This is a genomic window from Paenibacillus sp. FSL L8-0494, from assembly GCF_038003695.1.
Classification (GTDB): Bacteria; Bacillota; Bacilli; order Paenibacillales; family Paenibacillaceae; genus Paenibacillus_AQ; species Paenibacillus_AQ odorifer.
Window position 1 is genome coordinate 2659771 of the sequence record NZ_JBBOPQ010000001.1, and the last position, 20554, is coordinate 2680324.

Annotated in this window: 19 protein-coding genes and 1 pseudogene; 17 read left to right on the top strand and 3 right to left on the bottom strand. The window is 43.2% G+C overall.

Features of this window, described 5'->3' with window-relative positions:
- Positions 1-124: 124 nt before the first annotated feature.
- Both NYE35_RS11815 and NYE35_RS31410 read left to right on the top strand, forming a co-directional pair.
- Positions 125-3010 (top strand): annotated as a pseudogene (locus tag NYE35_RS11815) (X2-like carbohydrate binding domain-containing protein); the annotation flags it as partial.
- Positions 3011-3745, top strand: coding sequence for a X2-like carbohydrate binding domain-containing protein (locus tag NYE35_RS31410; protein WP_445321968.1), 735 nt, complete (start codon positions 3011-3013; stop codon positions 3743-3745).
- Between the two features lie 599 nt (positions 3746-4344).
- Here NYE35_RS31410 and NYE35_RS11820 read toward each other — a convergent pair.
- On the bottom strand, positions 4345-5085 hold the full coding sequence (locus tag NYE35_RS11820; protein ID WP_076100720.1) for an SDR family NAD(P)-dependent oxidoreductase: 741 nt from the start codon (positions 5083-5085) through the stop codon (positions 4345-4347).
- A 131-nt stretch (positions 5086-5216) separates the two neighbouring features.
- Here NYE35_RS11820 and NYE35_RS11825 point away from each other — a divergent pair, with 131 nt between their 5' ends.
- Both NYE35_RS11825 and NYE35_RS11830 read left to right on the top strand, forming a co-directional pair.
- Positions 5217-6110: a LysR family transcriptional regulator gene (locus tag NYE35_RS11825; RefSeq protein WP_341121084.1), complete on the top strand. Its 894-nt coding sequence runs from the start codon at positions 5217-5219 to the stop codon at positions 6108-6110.
- Between the two features lie 388 nt (positions 6111-6498).
- A complete protein-coding gene (locus tag NYE35_RS11830; protein WP_341121086.1) occupies positions 6499-7209 on the top strand; it encodes an SAM-dependent methyltransferase in 711 nt (236 codons plus the stop codon).
- Between the two features lie 75 nt (positions 7210-7284).
- Here NYE35_RS11830 and NYE35_RS11835 read toward each other — a convergent pair whose 3' ends face one another.
- Positions 7285-8499 (bottom strand): MFS transporter, encoded by a 1215-nt coding sequence (locus NYE35_RS11835; protein WP_038574369.1) that lies wholly within the window; start codon positions 8497-8499, stop codon positions 7285-7287.
- 174 nt (positions 8500-8673) lie between these two features.
- Between NYE35_RS11835 and NYE35_RS11840 the strand changes: the two genes are divergently transcribed.
- The 7 genes from NYE35_RS11840 (at position 8674) to NYE35_RS11870 (ending at position 14149) form a co-directional block, all read left to right on the top strand.
- On the top strand, positions 8674-8835 hold the full coding sequence (locus tag NYE35_RS11840; protein WP_155288118.1) for a hypothetical protein: 162 nt from the start codon (positions 8674-8676) through the stop codon (positions 8833-8835).
- A gap of 26 nt (positions 8836-8861) precedes the next feature.
- Positions 8862-9794, top strand: coding sequence for a phosphotransferase enzyme family protein (locus NYE35_RS11845; protein WP_254924695.1), 933 nt, complete (start codon positions 8862-8864; stop codon positions 9792-9794).
- 60 nt (positions 9795-9854) lie between these two features.
- Positions 9855-10340, top strand: a complete 486-nt coding sequence (locus tag NYE35_RS11850) for a DUF3888 domain-containing protein (protein WP_036685880.1) — start codon at positions 9855-9857, stop codon at positions 10338-10340.
- Positions 10341-10978: 638 nt separating this feature from the next.
- On the top strand, positions 10979-11314 hold the full coding sequence (locus tag NYE35_RS11855; protein WP_235219526.1) for a hypothetical protein: 336 nt from the start codon (positions 10979-10981) through the stop codon (positions 11312-11314).
- Entirely contained in the window at positions 11315-12457 is a 1143-nt protein-coding gene (gene dnaN / locus NYE35_RS11860) for a DNA polymerase III subunit beta (protein WP_076105483.1), read from the top strand.
- Between the two features lie 183 nt (positions 12458-12640).
- Complete coding sequence (locus NYE35_RS11865; RefSeq protein ID WP_076105484.1) at positions 12641-13525, top strand: EFR1 family ferrodoxin; 885 nt, start codon at positions 12641-12643, stop codon at positions 13523-13525.
- Positions 13526-13528: 3 nt separating this feature from the next.
- Positions 13529-14149, top strand: coding sequence for a hypothetical protein (locus NYE35_RS11870; protein WP_076105485.1), 621 nt, complete (start codon positions 13529-13531; stop codon positions 14147-14149).
- Between the two features lie 110 nt (positions 14150-14259).
- On the opposite strand, the gene NYE35_RS11875 is transcribed toward NYE35_RS11870, so the two are convergent.
- Positions 14260-14877 carry a nitroreductase family protein gene (locus tag NYE35_RS11875; RefSeq protein WP_036685885.1) on the bottom strand — a complete coding sequence of 206 codons (618 nt, stop codon included), beginning with the start codon at positions 14875-14877 and terminating at the stop codon, positions 14260-14262.
- Positions 14878-15097: 220 nt separating this feature from the next.
- Here NYE35_RS11875 and NYE35_RS11880 point away from each other — a divergent pair, with 220 nt between their 5' ends.
- The 6 genes from NYE35_RS11880 (at position 15098) to map (ending at position 20528) form a co-directional block, all read left to right on the top strand.
- On the top strand, positions 15098-15940 hold the full coding sequence (locus NYE35_RS11880) for a DUF2785 domain-containing protein (protein WP_076225135.1): 843 nt from the start codon (positions 15098-15100) through the stop codon (positions 15938-15940).
- Positions 15941-16140: 200 nt separating this feature from the next.
- Positions 16141-16584 carry a DUF1641 domain-containing protein gene (locus tag NYE35_RS11885; RefSeq protein WP_036685888.1) on the top strand — a complete coding sequence of 148 codons (444 nt, stop codon included), beginning with the start codon at positions 16141-16143 and terminating at the stop codon, positions 16582-16584.
- 40 nt (positions 16585-16624) lie between these two features.
- Positions 16625-17803 (top strand): NAD(P)/FAD-dependent oxidoreductase, encoded by a 1179-nt coding sequence (locus tag NYE35_RS11890; RefSeq protein WP_036685891.1) that lies wholly within the window; start codon positions 16625-16627, stop codon positions 17801-17803.
- A 164-nt stretch (positions 17804-17967) separates the two neighbouring features.
- On the top strand, positions 17968-18594 hold the full coding sequence (locus NYE35_RS11895) for an SGNH/GDSL hydrolase family protein (protein WP_076100709.1): 627 nt from the start codon (positions 17968-17970) through the stop codon (positions 18592-18594).
- 168 nt (positions 18595-18762) lie between these two features.
- Positions 18763-19749, top strand: a complete 987-nt coding sequence (locus NYE35_RS11900; protein ID WP_143761272.1) for a hypothetical protein — start codon at positions 18763-18765, stop codon at positions 19747-19749.
- Between the two features lie 32 nt (positions 19750-19781).
- A complete protein-coding gene (map, locus tag NYE35_RS11905) occupies positions 19782-20528 on the top strand; it encodes a type I methionyl aminopeptidase (RefSeq protein ID WP_076100706.1) in 747 nt (248 codons plus the stop codon).
- The last annotated feature ends 26 nt before the right edge of the window (positions 20529-20554 follow it).

Below are 20554 nucleotides of genomic sequence, written 5' to 3' on the forward strand. Positions count from 1 at the left end.
GGGAGGGAGGAGCAGGGATATAGAGTAAGAAGAAGGCATAAACAAACCAATTATATCGTAGGAGGCGTAAAACGTGATTCGTAACCGTATCCGGAAAACAGGACTTTTGGTCCTGCTTGGCGCGATGGTAGGCTCTTTATTCTCTGCATTCCCAGCTACTACCCATGCAGCCTCAAGTGAACCTTACACCTGGAAAAGCGTTGTAACGGGAGCTGGCGGGGGCTTTGTACCCGGAATTATTTTTAATCAAACTGAACCGGATCTGATTTATGCCAGAACAGATATTGGCGGTGCCTATCGCTGGAATCAAGCTACATCCAGTTGGGTCTCAATTAGTGACTCGGTAGGCTGGGTGGATTGGAACAAGAATGGCGTAGATGCTCTGGCTACAGACCCAATTGATCCTAATAAAGTCTACATGGCAACGGGTACGTATACTAATCATTGGGATAATAATGGCCAGATTATGCGCTCTAATGACCGGGGGAACACCTGGCAAACCACACCACTGCCTTTTAAAGTAGGTGGCAATATGCCGGGCCGTTCCGCTGGTGAACGCCTAGTCATCGACCCCAATAAGAACAACATTCTCTACTTTGGAGCTAGAAGTGGTAATGGCCTCTGGAAAAGTATTGACTCAGGTGTAACTTGGTCAAAGGTAACCTCTTTTCCAAACGTAGGCACGTATATTCAGAATCCGACACTTGATTATGGGAATGATCTCGTCGGATTGTCTTGGATCACTTTCGATAAGAGTACAGGTACACTTGGCAACGCTACTCAAACGATCTATGTGGGTGTAGCCGACACGGCTAGCAGTGTATATCGGAGTACAGATGGTGGAGTAACCTGGACAGCTCTGGCTGGACAACCTACGGGTTTCTTGCCACATCACGGCGAGCTGTCATCCACAGGCGACCTCTATATTACTTATAGTAATGGTGTAGGACCGTATGATGGTAGTAAGGGTGAAGTATGGAAATACAACAAAACTAGTGGGGCTTGGACCAATATCAGTCCTACGACTGGTACAGATAATTGGTACGGCTTTGGTGGATTGGCGCTGGATGCTCAGCACCCTAACACATTGATGGTATCCAGCTTAAACGCCTGGTGGCCTGATGAAGTCATTTTCCGCAGTACCAACGGTGGCGCTACTTGGAGTCGCATTTGGGATTGGGGCAATTATCCAGAACGGACTTATAAGTTCAGTATGGATATCACCGCCGCTCCATGGCTCGATCATGGAACCACTTCTACATCCCTGGATCCTTCACCGAAGTTAGGCTGGATGATGGGTGATTTGGAAATTGATCCATTTAACTCGAATCGAATGATGTACGGCACTGGAGCAACAATTTATGGCTCGAACAATTTGACCTCATGGGATACCGGTGGCAAGGTAAATATCTCTGTCATGGCAAAAGGTGTGGAGGAAACTGCAGTGCTGGGGCTAATTAGCCCGCCAACGGGAACTTCCCATTTGATCACTGCACTTGGTGACGTTTCCGGTTTCCGTCATGAGGATTTGTCGGTAGCGCCGACTAAATTCCAGACCAGTCCTTCATGGGCAACGACGATGAGTATTGACTATGCTGAACTGAGTCCGTCCTTTATGGTGCGGGTAGGCAGTGCAGATAAAGAAAAAACGCCAAGCATGAAGTCCATTGGTATCTCTAACGATGGTGGAGTGAACTGGTATATGCCAAACTCCGAGCCTTCAAATGGAACCAAAACAACGGTGGGCCATGGACAAGTGGCAGTCTCTGCAAGTGGTAATTCCATTCTGTGGAGCACCTCAGATATTGGGGTCTATTACTCCAAAACCTCAGGCAATTCTTGGACAGCAAGTGCAGGATTACCGGCAGGGGCGAAGATAGCGTCTGATCGCGTGAATCCTAACAAATATTATGGATTCTATGCAGGAACTTTCTATGTAAGTGTGGATGGTGGAGCTACATTTACTGCCACCGCAGCTTCGGGCTTCCCGACCAATAATGTGGCTGGATTACAGCCGAATGAAGCCCAAATCAGTATGAAGGCAGTTCCAGGTATTGAAGGCGACATTTGGTTCGCCGGAGGGAATACGGTTGAGAATAAATATGGTCTATGGCACTCCACTAATTCAGGTGCGAGCTTCACGAAGTTAACGAATGTAGAAGAAGCTGATCTTATTGGTTATGGTAAGGCTGCTCCGGGCCAAACTTATATGGCATTGTACACCGTAGCGAAGATTGATGGTGTAAGGGGCGTTTTCCGTTCCGATGATGTTGGCGCAACTTGGGTACGTATTAATGACGATGCTCACCAATACGCTAAGATCAATATGGCGATTACTGGGGATCCAAGAATCTATGGACGTGTATATCTCGGTACGAATGGCCGAGGCACCTTGTATGCTGATCCTGTAAATCCACCAGCTACAGGCTCGACCATTACGCCAATAACTGCAAGCTTTGATAAGAAAACAGCGAATCAGGTAGACGTCGCAGTAACTATGACGTTGAACGGAAATACACTGAGCACGATCAAGAACGGAACGGCAACCCTCGTGGCCGGAACGGATTATACGGTAAGTGGATCAACAGTGACGATTAAAAAAGCGTATTTAGCGACGCAAGCGTTAGGAACGACTACGCTGACGTTCAGCTTTAGCGCTGGAGCCACACAATCCTTGGCGGTAACGGTAACGGATACTACAACACCAGTATCTAACTCGACCATCACCCCAAGCAGCGCAGGTTTTGATAAGAAAACAGCAAATCAAGCAGACGTTGCAGTAACTATGACGTTGAACGGAAATACGCTGAGCACGATCAAAAATGGAACGGCAACCCTCGTGGCCGGAACGGATTATACGGTAAGTGGATCAACAGTGACGATTAAAAAAGCATATTTAGCGACGCAAGCGTTAGGAACGACTACGCTGACGTTCAGCTTTAGCGCTGGAGCCACACAATCCTTGGCGGTAACGGTAACGGATACTACAACACCAGTATCCAACTCGACCATCACCCCAAGCAGCGCAGGTTTTGATAAGAAAACAGCAAATCAAGCAGACGTTGCAGTAACTATGACGTTGAACGGAAATACACTGAGCACGATCAAGAACGGAACGGCAACCCTTGTAGCCGGAACGGATTATACGGTAAGTGGATCAACAGTCACTCTCAAGAAGGAGTATCTGGCAACTCAAGCCGTAGGAACGACAACGCTGACCTTTGAGTTTAGTGCCGGAGCCGCACAATCCTTGGTTGTCACTATCTCAGATACGTCAGTAGCTCCTACAGCAGCACTGAAAGTGCAGATGTATAACGGTACAGTGACTGCTTCCGGAAATACGCTAAATCCAAAGTTCAAGCTGGTGAACACAAGTACAAGTGCTGTTGCACTTTCTGATGTGAAATTAAGATATTATTACACAATTGACGGAGAGAAGGCACAAAGCTTCTTTTGCGATTGGTCACAGGCTGGAAGCGCGAATGTAACGGGCACGTTTGTGAAGCTGCCAACGGCTAAAGCTGATGCGGATTATTATCTGGAGCTTGGATTCTCGAGTGCAGCAGGTTCACTTGCTGCGGGTGCGAGCATCGATATCCAAGTGCGAGTAGCTAAAGAGGATTGGTCAAATTACACTCAAACCGGAGATTACTCCTTTAATGCGGTTGATACCAATTTTGTAGACTGGACAAAAGCGCCAGCCTACATCTCGGGTAATCTGATCTGGGGTAGTGAACCTAATTAAGAATCTTCACCAATAGTTATGCTGAAAAGGCTGTCCTAAAAGTAGAAAATTCTACTTTGGGGCAGCTTCTTACTTTAACCCTCAGGCTATAGGTGGTATGTTCTATGTGATATACGCTATAGGCTATGTACTACGCGTTCTATGAGGCATGTGGGATACGCTATGTGCTACGTTCTATGAGTCATGCGATATGTGATATGTCGGATGGCTACGTTCTATGAATCATGTGGTATGTGGTATGTGCTATGAGGAGGCGTGGGTATACGTTATGTGGTATGTCAGATGCATTTATGGTTCGTGCGGTGTGGGCTAGAGAGTAATTAGGGAAAACCTCCCTGAAAATAGCCGGTATTTGCTTTAAATCAACGAAATCAGGGAATTCCTCCCTAAAAATCAGGCGAATTCGTTATTTTTCAGTAAATTAGCTAATAATTAGGGAGGATTTCCCTAATTATTGGTTGGATGACCAGAAAACTCAGAATTTTAGGGAGAAATTCCCCAATTATTCTATCAACGCTTCACTTCGTCCTGTACGGTACGTAAGAACCAGCTAATGATACTTAAAAGTAGTTCTGACATACCATTAGCTGTTTTGGCTGTTACAATGTTTGTCCGCTATCTATGGTAATGATCTGTCCAGTCATTGCTTCCTGTTCTAGCGCAGCGCAGACGAACTGGGCGATATCTTCGGGGGTTGAAATATGCTGAAGCAGCAGATTAGGGGCTAGTTTATACATCTGTTCTTCTCGTCCAGCCCACCATCTAGTAGCAACGGCGCCCGGTGCTACACAGTTAACTCTAATATTTGGAGCCAGCGCGTGTGCCAGCGATTTCGTAAGACCGTGGACAGCCGCTTTGGAGACGGCATAAGGAAGGGAGGAGCCTAAGCCTGTCTGTCCAGCGATGCTGCCGAGATTGATGATGGCTCCTGAATTTTTATGATTCATATATGGTGCAACCGCTCTGGCGCAGAAAAACATTCCTTTCACATTTACATCATATAGCTCATCCCATACTTCCTCGGTTGCCTTTTCCAGATCTCCGAGAGCAATATGTTTAGTTATACTGGCATTATTCACTAGCAGATCTATTGTCCCGAAATGCTGAATAATCGAATCCACCATACTCTGCACTTCTTGATCTTTAGAAACGTTGGCTTGTATTGCTATAGCCTGCCCCCCTTGATTCAGAATTGTCTTTACGGTTTCATTGGCTTCATCCTCAGATCTAGAATAGTTCACTACGACGTGAGCCCCGCGTTTGGATAGTTCCAAGCTTACAGCTTTGCCCATTCCAGTCCCTCCACCAGTTACTAATGCGACTTTATTGTTGAGATCCATCCTCATGCACTCCTTAAGTTGGCGTATGTTGTTGATATAAAGTATTCTATAGAGAAAAGTGGATTTCGTATAATTGAATATAATGAAAGTTTGGTTCAATTTATTTGAATTGAACACTGGAGGACACTAGGATGGATCTAAAAACAATAAAAACCTTTCAAACAATCGTAACTTCCGGAAGCTTTAATCGTGCCGCAGAAGAATTGAACTATGCCCAATCTACAGTTACGATGCAGATGCAAAGGCTTGAATCTGATCTGGGATGTCAATTGCTTGAGCGGGGTAAGCAAATCAGCTTAACAGAAGCAGGCAGATTGTTTTATGAAGAGAGCTTACATATCGTTAAAGATATGGAACGACTAGAGAGCCGTTTGGCTGATTTAAAAATAGGGGAAGCTGGCAACGTGCGATTAGGGGTAACGGACCCGACGGCGAGCTATCGTTTTCCGCAGCTTTTAAGTGAGTTTATGGCACAGTTTCCTAAAGTGAAAGTCTCCGTGGATATTGCGGGAACCGCAGCACTTAGTGAACTACTCCTGCGTGGTGAAATTGATATGGCTGTGTGCTCGGCGCCTGAGCTCGGCAAGGAGCTTTATTTTGAACCCTTATTTGCAGAGGAATTTGTGTTACTTTTGCCAGAAGAGCATCCGCTAGCATCCAAGGAGAGTATCACCCCAGAGGATATACAGGCTCATCGCTTATTGATTACGGCAGCGAATTGTCCTTATCGCAAAAAATTAGAAAGTGTGCTGCAGGAATCAGGTGGGCCGCCACTAAATACTATGGAGATTGGGAGCATGACGGCGCTGAAATATTTTGTGGGAAGTGGTTTAGGCGTGGCTCTTGTGCCTGAGATTGTGCTGAATCCAGCCCCAGCAGGAACTATAGTACGGAAGCTGGAGGGAAAGGTTATTGATATGACCTGTGGTATCCTGTGTAAACTTTCAGATTATCCGCTTAAGCTAGCGAGCTCCAGATTGTATCATTTTTTAAAACAGGAACTAACCGTGACAAGGATATTTTGAATTTTAAACGAATTGTTAAGAAATAGAAAAAATAGAAAGGGCGGTGTTTGATGTTTTTTAGGAGGAAATTCAGTTTCTGGCTTTCGATTATAAGTATCATCATCTGTCTGAGTGACTATCTGGGGGTGGGGATCGCGAATATTATTCTTGTACGTTTGAACCCTATTATAGATACACTGATCTTTACAGAACCTTTTGAAAGCTTCATGGTTGATGTAAATAATCCGAGATGGGGAACCAATAGTGCGTTAATCAGCGTCAGATTCCCAACTTATATTATTCATTTTGGAACGTTTTTGATTTTGGGGATTTTAATTGATTACCTTATTCGTATATTAAAACAGAAGTAGAAGTGTAAATGAGCCTAGAAGAGGAAAGGTGAGCTGAGATGAGCGGAGCAAAGGGAAAGCTTGATTTGGAGAGAATTGTTTTTATTGGCAGGACCTATGAGGAATATTTACGTATGTTTGATTTGCTGGAATCAGATCTCATCGGCCAGAGAATTCTGGATTGTCCTGCGGGTGCTTGTTCTTTTACAGCAATAGCGAATCAGTTGGGTGGTGCTGTAACGGCTGCCGATATTGCTTACTATTACTCTGAAGATGAGCTGGCAGACAAAGGGGTTCAAGATATTGCGCATGCGATGTCCGGAATGGAAAAAGTACAGGATAACTTCGTTTGGAACTACTTTAAATCAATCGAGGGCCTGACCGAAGCTAGGAACGCAGCTTTAACCGCCAGCACTAAAGATCGAAGACAAACCCCGGAGCGTTATGTTCCTGTGGTACTTCCGGATCTGCCATTTGCGGATGAAGCATTTGATCTGACATTATCTGCTCACTTTCTATTTATGTACAGCGATCGGCTGGACTATGAATTTCATCTAAAGGCTGTTAAGGAACTAATGCGGGTGACGAGAGGCGAGCTTCGAATCTTTCCACTAGTCGACCTTTCTTGTAAAAGGTATGAGCATTTAGACCGCCTTATTGATGATTTGGTGAGGCAAGGATTTACTGCAGAGGAACTAGAGGTTCCTTATGAATTTCAAAAAGGTGCAAAGCAGATGTTGAAGATTAGAAGAGCAGAATTGTTCCTCTGAAATATAAAACGAGGGTGCCTCAAGCCATGATGACTTTGGGAGCGCCCTCGTTTTTTGTATAAATATCTATAAAGCTTACGCCACAGTTTCTTTCCGTTCTGCTACAAAACAAGCTATGCCTAATACCAGACCAAGGCCCACTAGAACCGCACCGACCCAAGGAAGCGAAGTGATCGCTAAATGAGAAATGACCCAACCGCCAATAAAGGCACCCGTTGCGTTACCGAGATTCCCGGCGGAGTGGCTGGTCGTTGAGGCAAGTGCAGGGGCTGCCTGAGCCAGACTCATAATCCGTATTTGCAGACCCGGCATGACCGCAAAGGACACCATACCCCAGAAAAATATTGTGATTACCGCAGCTATTGGGCTATGCATCGTGAAGGAAAAGATCGTTAGAATCATACTGACTGCAAAATAAAGTCCCACGATAGAAGGCATCAGCTTCCAATCCGCAAGCTTTCCGCCAACGATGTTCCCGATGGTCACCCCACAGCCGAATAAGACTAGAATCCAAGTCACACTATGTTCAGCAAAACCAGTCACTTCTTCAAGCAGTGGAGTAATATATGTGAACACGGTGAACAAGCTGGCGTTCCCTAACGCCCCGATCAATAAGAATAGTAGCAGCTTTGGATTAGCCAGCGCAGCAATCTGCTGGATAACACTCGCTGGTTTCTCTTGTTTAAGCTTTGGAATAAAAATGAGAATACCGATCAGCGCGGCGACTCCCATGACAGCAATCGCTGCAAATGAGGCCCGCCAGCCCATACTTTGTCCAATAAATGTCCCTAGAGGAACTCCGACAATATTGGCTATCGTTAAACCTGCCATCATAATAGATACGGCTCCGGCCCGCTTATTGGGTTGTACAAGATTGGATGCGATGACTGCGCCAACCCCAAAAAAAGTACCATGAGTTAAAGCTGTAATTATACGAGCTACCATGAGAACGGTATAGTTGGGTGCAAACACAGAGATTCCGTTGCCCAGTATAAAAAGAATCATGAGAAGACATAACAGTTTCTTTTGTGGAATGCGTTGCGTGAGAATGGTCAGGATGGGTGCGCCAACGGCCACTCCAAGTGCGTACATTGTAATGAGTTGGCCAGCAGTCGAAATACTAACCTGTAAATCGTTGGCGACATTTGGTAAAATACCCATAATAACAAACTCAGTCATACCAATCGCAAAAGCGCCTACCGTAAGAGAAAGTATAGAGATGGGAAAGGGCTCTTTCCCTGCTCGTTCTTTGCGTGTTTGTGCCTTGTTGAGGTTTGGAATTGCATTCATGATGCCGATGTTCAACCTTTCTTCTGCCTGTAATGAAGCTCCACCTTGGTTAAGATGATAGATCCGACATGTAAGTATTGCTTTTCTATTATTTAGTTTTCTGAAAATATTTTCAAGATAAATATTTTTTCAGATAGTTTTCATTTTTATAGATCATTGAAGGGATGGTTATTTATGAATGTTGAAGGCCAAGTCCAAGTGCTTGAATTGCCGGAAATGAAGCAAGAATTTAATAACAGTTTGCAGAGTAATGATCTTGGATTGGATATAGAAATCTATCAAATTGCGAACCCTTCCTGGCCCGATGAGGCTGAAGTGTTCCTTCCTTTGCGATGAGAAAAAATTATAAGCAGGCAGCTTTAATGGCGCTTCAGAACTTTGACCTGGATTGGACGCAGATTCGTTTTAACCAGCTATCGGATACCTGTACCTTTGTAATCGAAACTAATAAAGAGGGAACTTTTTTACTGCGCCTTCATTCGGGGAGATCTAAAGAGGAAATCAACTCCGAAATCGCGTGGCTGGAGCTTTTGAAGAGCAAAATTGATGTCCCCCTGCCAAAAGGTATTCACGATCGCACAGGTGCTGTAACGTTCAGAGTGGAACAGGGAAATGGAGAAGGTGTGTATGCCTCTTTAATGCGTTGGGTTGAAGGGGAACATGCGAATGAAAGACTTACCGAAGAACAAATTTACAAAGAAGGCGTTCTATTAGCCAAGCTGCATAAGGCGGCACAGGAGCTGGAGTTACCCTCTGGCTTTAATCGTCCTGTTTGGGATGAGCATAGCTTTCGAAAAGCAATGCTTCGTTTAAAGCTGCATTATCATTGTTTTCTTACGGATGATGAGTTTGTGCTGTATCAGTCGGCAGCTGAAAAATTATACAACTGGTTAAGCAAGCAGCATAAAAATAAGAACAGAAGGTCTTATGGCGTTATCCATGGAGATTTACATCAAGGCAACATCATATTTAAAGAGGGCGAACCTCGGCCGATTGATTTTGGAAGATGTGGTTGGGGTTATTATCTTTATGACGTGGCACATACCCTTCTTGGACTGTATCCATTGCAAAGAGAAGGGGTCATTAAGGGGTACGAAAGTATCGCCAAGCTCGATGGGGAGTGGGTTCAGACTTTAGAGAATTTTACGGTCATGGTTATGATCGAAAATTATTGCCATCACGTATCCGATCCTAGGGAAACTGAGGGTCTAAAAGCAGAACAGCCCTATGCGCTAGCGATCCTGAAAAATTATCTTAAGGGAGAACCCTTTCTTTTTGACAGGATTGAGATTTAACGTATAAAAATAGGGTCTCTTTGGGGAATTTATATAAAGTTCCCTAAGGAGGCTATTGTGATGAAAAAAAGCTGGATTGCTCCCCTTCTTGTCGCAGTGATGCTTGTTCTGACGCCACAACCTTGCTCCGCTAATAGGTTAATTCAACCTCAATCTATAACGCCCTCCAGGTCTGATTCGGGACTTCAACTGCCAGATCAAGATTCTCGCGAACTTAAGTTTCAAGACATTCTGATGTTATTACTTTTACCCCATATTGAGAAAAAAATTGCAGATATTTATTCACCGCTTCTGCGAGAATCGCCAATGGTTTATCCTTACTTTGTGGATGTGACTGAGGTGAAGCGGCTCAATGGTTTCCGTGGGTTTGATTTCTTGATTACACTTAACGTATATCCTACAGTAGGTCCACATATTTCAGTTGGAGAAGATACCATGACTTTTAGGATCTCTCCTGGTCCTAAGGTGAAGCTTGAATCGTTCAAGCATCTAAAAGACCCCCAAAAGTCAGACTTCCCACCAAATTATCAGAACATCCTGAGATAGTGTAGTTTAGGTAAGGCGGGCGGAAGAGTAGATGTTAATATGTGCCGCGCGTTGAGTTATGAGGCGAGCTATTTTTACATGAGTAGGGAGTTCTGCGGTAAAGGTAATGGGTTGAGTAGGGAAGGGAGTCTTAGGAGATGGTGAGTGAGAGGGGAGGAAGGTTGGGCTAGTGGCGTGATGAGGGTGAGTGCGTGTGTCCGGGAGCGGGTAAACGGGATAGTTGCAGTTTATGCACTTATTTGCAGGAGATAATAAGCTTAGTCACTTTTAGTTGCATTTGGTGCAGTTAAAAGAAGTCTTTTCACACTAATTTGTTAATATCGATGAATTTAGTTGCAGAGAATACACTTATTTCGCTCGGGCAGCACTATGTATTGTTTATAGTTGTATAAAGTGCAATTAACTCATACATTCACAAAAAAATTTAAGCAAAATAAAAAATCCATGGGTTAACGTTGCAATACCCAACTCATACCCAACGCATACCAAACTCATGCCTAGCCCACCACACACACTCCGATCTTTGGGGTGTTTTTTTTGTGGTTAGACTTGTGGTGGATTAATGGCGATTATGGTATTATGAAATTAGTGAATGCATTGATTTAAGTTACTAAATTCAAATACGGAGGTGCGAGGGATTGGGTGATCATAAATTCGAAGGCGTACACAAGAGGAGCAATTTTAGCGAAATTAAAGATAAAGTCACTAGCGATAGCGCAAGTAACAACGAGGATAAAGTTAAAGTAGGTGTAGCTACTAAAGATGGGCAGTTGGGGTTTCTTTTTACAAGGGGAGGTCTTCGGGAGGGTGCGGGTAGAAAAAGCACTGGTGTAACTAAAAAGGTATCTTTGACGTTATCTGAGGACGTTTGGCAGGAGATAGAGCAGGCTTGTGCGGATCAGAACGCATCTCGCTCTCAAGTATTTCGGAACATTATTGAGGCGCATTTTGTAAAGGAATCTAAGGAGAGTTAGGTGAAGTCTTTGCTAATCCATGTATCAAAAGATTCTCTTAGTACCGCATTACAGGCAGCATTAAAAGCCATATCCGCGAATAGTTCCTCACGTGTTCTTTCAGGAATACTTATTCAGGCGCAAACTCAGGGTCTGATATTAACAGCCAGCAATATAAGAATGACCATTGAATATAAGCTCCCTGTGAAGATGGATTCGATGGTTGTGCACAACACAGGTGAGATCGTAGTTCCCGCGCGTTATTTTTATGAGATCATTCGTAAGCTTGATCCTGGACTAATTAGGCTGGAAATCGAAGAGGCATTGATTCTAAACATTCAATCAGGGAACACTCAATTTCGTTTATGTGGAATGGATGCGGCAGAGTTTCCAAGAATCCAATACATAGATCATCCAAACATTCAAAAGATAAGCATGAAGAACACTCTCCTGAAGCAAATATTTAAAAGAGTGGTTTTTGCGGTCTCTTCATCGGAAACCAGACCTGTGCTCACAGGAGTTTTGCTTCAAATAGATAAGCGAAATATTCGTGTAGTCGCCACTGATGGCATCCGCTTCGCCCAGCATATTGTTGAAAGCATAGAAGATTACGGTGCAATTCCTTTAGATGTTGTAATCCCGGGCAGCAGCCTGGAGGATCTTTTAAAAATATTAAGCGATGATGCAGACAGCAGCACCGATTTAGAAATAGGCCCCAAGCAGATCAGATTTATTTCTAATGGATTGAGGGTTCAGTCTGCCCTTCTAGAAGGAACTTATCCCTCTGTCAATAATTTAATCCCAAAAGCGTATCTCTCCGAAGTGATTGTTAAGACAGACCGTTTGTTACATGTGGTTGAACGTATTTCTATATTGGCTGGTGAGAGTGTTATGCTCAGCGTACTTCCTTCTAACACGCTAAGTTTAGTGTCCAAGACTGCAGAAATTGGGGATGTAAAAGAAGAGATTCCTTTGGAGCATCTAGAGGGTGATCATTTTCGAGTAGCCTTTAACGGAAAATATTTCAGGGACATCCTTCGGGCGATTGATAGTGAGACGCTTAGAATCAGGTTCGCGGGAAAAGAAAGACCGCTGGTGATCCTGCCTGTAGACGCATCTTCGTCCACACTTTTTTTAATTACTCCTGTGAGGACGCATGATTGAGGATATGTTAATTGCAGTATTTGAGTACATTTGAGCGAATAGCTGCAACTGAGTCTGATAGTGTGGCAAAACGAGCGAAATTATAGAAATAAGAGCAACTGAGTCCGAAATAGCCCAAACCCACTTCAGCATCACAGCTTTCCCAGACGGGAATGAGGTATATTTGATCTGGGAGGGGATGGAATGCATAATGCAAAGACGGCCATATTTTATTTCTCAGGTACTGGCAATACGGAGATTATTGCTAAGCAATTTGCTGAAAGGCTAAGAAGTAAAGGGCAAGACGTAGATTTGTTTAGAGTGGAAGATATTATTAAAGGCACTCGTTCTGTAGAATATGAAGCCTATGATCTTATAGGTATTGGTCATCCGGTTCTAGGCTTTGGCGCTTCCGGTTTTGTTGAACATTTTGCAGATCAGCTGCCTGAATGTAATGGAACCCCGGCATTTGTATTCAAAACGGCATCCTCTCCACACTATATCAATAACGGTGCTTCGAATACGGTTCTTCGTTCTTTGCGTGGGAAGGGATATATCCCTTTTCACAATTCCATTTTGGCGATGCCATGTAATTTTTATATCAAATATGATGACAGGTTGAATAAGCAGTTGTACCAAGCCGCACAGCGTAAGGTGGAATTGTTTGCAGAGGAAATCGTAAACCGAACACCACGAAATCTGCCGATTCACCCTGTGTTGGAGCGGGTTCTGAGAACAGTATATTATTGTGAGGAACACCAAGGGGGAAAATACTTCGCCAAAGGATTGAGTACAACGGACGCTTGCACACTATGTTTAAAATGTGTCAGCAACTGTCCAACATCCAATATTAGTAGCGGCGTAGAAGGAATTGTTTTCAGTCAAAATTGTTTATTATGTATGCGTTGTGTTTATTCTTGTCCTCAGAAGGCAATCCAAGCGACAAGACTGAAGGCTAGCGTAGTAGATCCCTATACTGGAGGTCCGAATCTTCATAAACTAATGAAGGATTCTGCGAATGATGGACGGTTTGTTACTCCCAAATCCAAGGGCTACTATAAGCATTTTATTAAGTATTTGGAGGAATGACATATGAATCTGTTTCGGATGGGATCTAAGCCACTGGGGATTGAGCGGATCAGCACATTTTTGGAGGATAATTATGTGAGTATCGGCTACCCCGGAATAGGGGATCTGGAGAATCTAAGCATAGAGGAACTTCATGATCGATTAATCGGTACTTACCAATATAGTGAGCCGGAGCTTATGCAACATCTGCAAGCCCTTCAGCTATTTGTACATACGATGCAAGATGGAGATTATGTGCTGGTGGCCGATGGAGATTGGGTACATCTCGGAGACCTCGGAGATTATTTTTACAACGAGTTAAATGATAATGTTGACGAGGGTACATGCCATCGGCGTGGTGTAACGTGGTTGAAAAGTCTGCCGATTTCTGAACTAAACACAGGCCTGCGGGAGTTATTTAACCAAAGTGCACCGGTTGTACAATATAAGGGTCCAAAACCAAGTGCTCGCTTGGATCTGTGGATTACAGGTGTTTCTGCTAATGAACAAGAAGTGAATAGTCCGCTGCAATTGGATGAGGAGATGCTCTCTAAGGCGCTTAATATTTTGAAAGAAGCTTTGATTTGTGATGACTCCGAACGACGGGAACGAGCAGCGATTGCCATTTTACAATATGCGAAGTAAAACTTCTTCTATATAACGAGCGCATGGTCGACTATCTTCATGATGAGTTTCAATTAAAAAACGTTCCACCCGCTACTTGCCTCGGATGGAACGTTTTGCTGTATCTATAATCAGATGAACTCAACGAATTCGTTGACTGGCTTACGGTAGCCGCGGGGTCTGATTTTATGTTTTTTGTCTTTGCCGATCGTGATCAGCATAACAGGTACCATATGATCCGGCAGATTCAAGGTGGATTGGATAACATCAGCATCGAAGCCGATCATCGGGCAGGTATCCCAGCCTTTATCTTTGGCGATCAGCATAAAGTGCATGGCCGAGAGAGAGGCATTACGTATTGCTTCATCTCTTTGAAAAGCATCCTTATCAATGTAAGCATTGTTAATCATCTCTATTTGCTCATCATATTCCTCTTGTGACATCGCTCCTAAAGCTTTAAGCCCGCCATAGATTTCTGGAGCCTGCTGATAAGCATGCTTATCTCCTAGCACTACAATAACTGCTGAAGCAGTATGGATTTTATATTGGCCGTAAGCCGCTTCGCGAATTTCTTCTTTTAAGCTCTCGTTAGATATCACTTTGTAATTTGTATGCTGTAGATTATAGGCCGATGGTGCCAATCTGGCGTAAGAGAACATTTCCTCTAATTCATTTTGAGGGATGGTGACCCCTTCCACAAAATTCATAGCGGATCTGCGGGACTGAATCAAGTCTGTAAAAGCGCTCATAAGTATTCCTCCGTTGTGTATGTATTCGGTTGTAAAATATAAACACCTGATATTTGTAAATTTACTAACTAAATGTTACTAACTCAAAATAACACAGCCTATAAAATTCGTCAATGATAAAATTTATTGAAGTTAATCTTGAATACCCTGTTGTAAAAAAATAGGACATAAATTAGGATATTAGGATATGTAAAAACACGGTGAATGAAAGGTGGATAAATTGATTAATAGTAGAGAACGATTGATGATAGATTTGCAAAGAATCGAAGAGAATGACTACGAGCTTAGAAGTGGAGAGGACATAAAGGATTATGTGAAGTTGATGCTTGAGCATTTAGGAGTTCCCGAGCCTGTGCTGCGTGATGAATTGATTTATTCCACATTCTACAAATGGATTAATGAGAAACATTGGTTTAATGATGCGGAGCTTCGTGAACTGCTGTGGATACTCCTTGACGAGCAGCATCTGTTTTATCACATTGGGAACAAAGAAGATCAGACGGTGTATACAAGAACATTTTCTGTATTGGTTGTTGCTCTTATTCTCCAGCGGCATAGGGAAAAGGCTATATTGGATAGCTCTGAATTTACAAAGGTGAAGCAGGGTTTAATTCATTATTATAAGGAAGAACGGGATTTAAGAGGTTATATGGAAAAAGAAGGCTGGGCACACGCAGCAGCCCATGGCGCAGACGCCTTGGATGAGCTGGTTTTATGCTCGGAGAGTGATGCCGAGGTGCGGGAAGAGGTTCTGACAGTTGTTCAAAAGATGCTTTATAACGATCAATACATATTCAGGGAGGAAGAAGATGAACGGATTGCTACTATTATAGTTACAATCATCGATCATCATTTACTTCCACAGCAGTCTATAACCGATTGGATTCTCAACTTGGCGCAATGTGGCAGTTGGCCTAGAAGCCACAGCCAGTACGTTACTCGAATAAATACAAAGAACTTCCTGCGTTCTCTTTATTTCAGGTTACTTCTAACAGAGAAGAATATGGACATTGTGGATGTTTTATTGAAAACTGAGAAGAATTTGAATGAATTTGTACATTAATTCACTCAAACGGTTTTAATTAACACTGGTAATTTAAATAATTTATTATAATGTAATAAAAATCACAAAATTTTATGGAAATTCAAAAACTTTGTGACATTTATAACTTGATAAGTGCTATAATAGAAATATGGCGTTAAAAGTTCTTATGTTTTTCATTACTATTAAGCAGCAAAGCTTATTGCAGAGGAGATTTGGATATGTCAGAATCAATCACTCAAACACAACCTGAACAAGAATCACCAAAAGTAGCTGTTAGCAAGGAACAAATGGATGTTCTAGAGCAGCTCTTGAAACCAGAAGTTCAGGAATCATTAACAGTCTTGGTGGAACAGCTGCCAAAATTAACTGAGCTTGTTGGCGTGCTTACAAAGTCCTATGACTTTGTGCAAACTGTCGCAGCGGATGATGTCTTGAAAAGTGATACGGTAAGTGCAATTAAAGAACTTGCTGAACCTGTAGTGCATTCCGCGAAGAATATGGCAGCTACAGTGATCGAAGCAAAAGATCGTGCGAATGAAAGTAACGAAGTTATTGGTCTTTTTGGTCTTATGAAGTTGTTGAAAGATCCGCAAGCACAAAAGCTTTTCCGTTTCGTAAATGCATACCTTCAAGTTGCTGGAGAACGCAGTAAGCAGAAATAATCATTTTCATATCTTATTCGTAAGGGACGGAGGAAACATCATGTCTAAACATATTGTCATTCTAGGAGCAGGTTATGGTGGTCTACTAAGCGCCTTAACCGTACGCAAGTATCTCAAAAAAGATGAAGCTAAAATTACTGTAGTTAATCAGTATCCTACCCACCAAATCATCACAGAATTGCATCGTCTTGCAGCAGGTAGTGTTGCAGAGGGTGCTGTTGCTATGCCTCTAACTAAGCTTTTCGCAGGTAAAGATATTGACCTGAAAATCGCGAAGGTTAATTCATTTTCTGTGGAGAACAAACAAATTGTTCTTTCTGATGGTGTGACACTAACTTATGACGCGCTTGTTGTAGGTCTTGGCAGCACTACAGCTTATTTTGGCATTCCAGGGCTTGAACAATACAGTATGGTATTGAAATCAGCTGCAGATGCTAACAAAATTCATCAACATATTGAAGATCGTATTCGTGAATATGCGAAATCGAAAAATGAAGCAGATGCAAACATCCTGATCGGTGGCGGCGGCTTAACCGGCGTTGAGCTTGTTGGTGAAATCGCGGATGTATTGCCTACACTTACTAAAAAATATGGCGTTGATCCTAAAGAAATTAAGCTTATGCTCGTTGAAGCAGGTCCTAAAATCCTTCCAGTATTGCCAGATGCATTGATCGAACGTGCTGTAGCAAGCTTGGAAAAACGTGGTGTACAATTCTTGACAGGTCTTCCTGTTACGAATGTAGAAGGCAATGCGATTGACTTGAAAGACGGTCAAAAAATTATTGCTAACACGTTTGTATGGACTGGTGGCGTACAAGGAAATCCACTCATCGGCGAATCCGGTCTTGAAGTTAACCGCGGTCGTGCAACGGTGAATGAGTTCTTGCAATCCACTTCCCACAAAGATGTATTCGTTGCTGGTGACAGCGCGGTGGTCTTTGCAGAAGATGGACGTCCATACCCTCCAACTGCTCAAATCGCTTGGCAAATGGGTGAATTGATCGGATACAATCTGTATGCTTTCTTGAAAAATAAATCGTTTGAAAGCTTTAGCCCAATCAACTCTGGTACACTTGCTAGCTTAGGCCGTAAAGACGGTGTTGCCATCGTTGGTGCAAGTTCTACTCCGTTAAAAGGCTTGCCTGCAACTCTAATGAAGGAAGCAAGTAATATCCGTTACTTGTCCCACATTAAAGGATTGTTCAGCCTAGCTTACTAATATAGTTTAACCCTAAACCCTGCTCAAATCTGAGCGGGGTTTTTGTTATTGTTTTTTTAGTGAAATGTTTGCATTATTGATGTTTCGTAGTAGGCTGCATTCATTGTATTTGATATAATAGATTGGGTTATATTAACAGAGGTAGTTAGAGGAGGATTTCATTTATGATATTCCAACAAAACGATGTCATTCTGTTTCAAGGTGACAGCATAACAGACTGGGGACGTAATCATGAAGACGCTTCATCGCTTGGAGTGGGTTATGCAATGATGGTCGCCGCTCGTCTGGGGTATTTATATCCAGAGAAGAATCTTACTTTTATTAACCGTGGCATTGGTGGCAACCGTATTGTTGATTTACAGGGGCGTTGGGATAAGGATTGCCTGGATTTGAAGCCGACTTGGGTGTCCATTTATATTGGAATTAACGACACTTGGCGCCGTTTTGATTCTGGTGAAGAAACCACTCCCGAGCAGTTTGAAGCTTCATATCGGGACCTGATTAAACGCACTCAGAAATCTTTGGATGCTAAATTAGTTCTTATAGAGCCTTTTGTTTTGCCTGTACCGGAAGATCGTAGAACTTGGCGTCAGGATCTTGATCCTAAAATTCATATTGTCCGCGAGCTGGCACGTGAATATGGGGCGCCGCTGGTTCCGCTAGATGGACTTTTTGCAGCGGCCTCCGTAAAAGCAGAACCGGCTTACTGGGCATATGATGGAGTACATCCTACTCCTGCAGGTCATGCACTTATTGCGGATGCTTGGCTCAAAACGATGGGAGCAATCTAATCAATTGTCATTTTAAGACTAGAACCACGCTTTAATAAGCAGGTTGTAGTCTTTTTTTAATCGCGTGTTAGTAAAGTCGTTTTTATATATTTATAGACACTGTTATAATTGGAATATGCTTATGTATTGGAGGCGATTCGCATTAGGCGGTTAATATGGATAGCACCTTTGTTATTGGTCGTAGTGTTAAGCGGATGTAAAAGTGATTTGGGCTTCATCAATGCCAGATGGATCGAAGGCGTGTCGTTGACACCCGTGGCAACTAGTGATCAGAAACAAGCGGATCGTCCTTTGCACTCAGAGAGCTTAACGCTAAAGGATTCTGTTTTGATCAAGACGCTTGCGGAGGCTATGAACAAGAGTAAAAAATTTTCTGATGATCTGGATTGGGGTCCGGAATTTGAAATGAAGCTTGTTTATGGGGACGGCTATTCGGAAGACTATTACATAGCGCTTGGAGATCAACTTGGACATGAAGGGATGTTTACTACAGCGGAGAACAGCAGTCAGGGCTACACGATTCCTGTAAAAAACTCTGACCAGTTAAGAAAGCTCATTTATGGAACAATCGATACGGAGAACATTGAACAGGCAGACCCTGTGGAGACTTCTGTCGAGGTAACAGGTCCAGTAACCCTATCACATAATGAACTGTCTCCGGTCACAGGCAGAGCGGGATTTTTAAATCTGCAACTGCTAGAGGGGAGATATAGCGAAGATTGGACTACACCCAGTCCGTTAACGGGAAGAAACTGGAGTGGCCGATTTAGACTAGTTGTGACTGATGAGCAAGGGAAAACGCTGAGTAGCTATCCGTTAAATGATCAATTTGCCCAGACCTTTAATGATTTTTTCCAGCTTCAGTTTGAGGATTATAATGGAGACGGTGATCCCGATTTTACGATCGGACAATATGGAACGAGTAACGGTTATTTCTATAAGCTTTTTACACTCAGAAGAAATAACGTGATAGAAGAACTGCCTATTAAACCTGAAAATCAGCTGTTTATCAGCAGTCCTGAGCGGTATTCCATAAAGCTGGATAAAGTTGATGAGCATAGCTTCAAGAGAAGTTACTACGATAACGCAGCAGGCAAACAAGTGGAAGATACTTTTCAGTGGGTAGGGAGTGCATTTCAGAGGCTGGACAATTGATTAATTCATGAAGTGAGAGGAATGTGTGTTGGATGACAAGTGATACGGTACAAGATTTAGAAGGGTTAAAAGCTATTGGAAAAGTGGTGGGCCACACCATCGCCGAGATGAAAAAGAAAGTAACCCCTGGGATGACGACTGCGGAGTTGGATCTTATTGGAGCTGAGATTCTGGAAAGCTTCGGAGCATCCTCAGCCCCGAAGATAACTTATAATTTCCCGGGCAGCACCTGCATCAGTGTGAACGAAGAGGTTGCTCATGGTATTCCGGGTCCGAGAGTGATTAATGCTGGCGATTTGATCAACATTGATGTCTCTGCTGAGCTGAATGGGTATTATGGGGATGCTGGCGTTTCTTTTCAACTGCCGCCCTATAACGATGATATTCTGCGTTTATGCCGGAGTACTGAGGAAACCATGATGAGTGTGATCAATCATCTGCGGGCAGGGATGAAGGTTAACGAGATCGGCAGAATGATGGAACTTGAAGCTCGCAAACGCGGTTATAGAGTGGTGCGTAATCTGTGTAGCCATGGAATTGGCAAATCACTGCATGAGAAGCCTTTTGAAATTCTACCCTTCTATAATCCAAGAGTGACCACAGTACTGAAGGAAGGACAAGTAATTACAGTAGAGCCTTTCCTCTCGACTGGAGCGGACTATGTGGAGCAGCAATCGGATGGCTGGACGCTAAGTGTTGTAGATAACGGTCGGGTAGCGCAGTTTGAACATACGATTATCGTGACTAAAGGTGAGCCTATTATTCTGACTAGTGTGTAAGCCCGAATAGCGACTTAAAGGGGTGG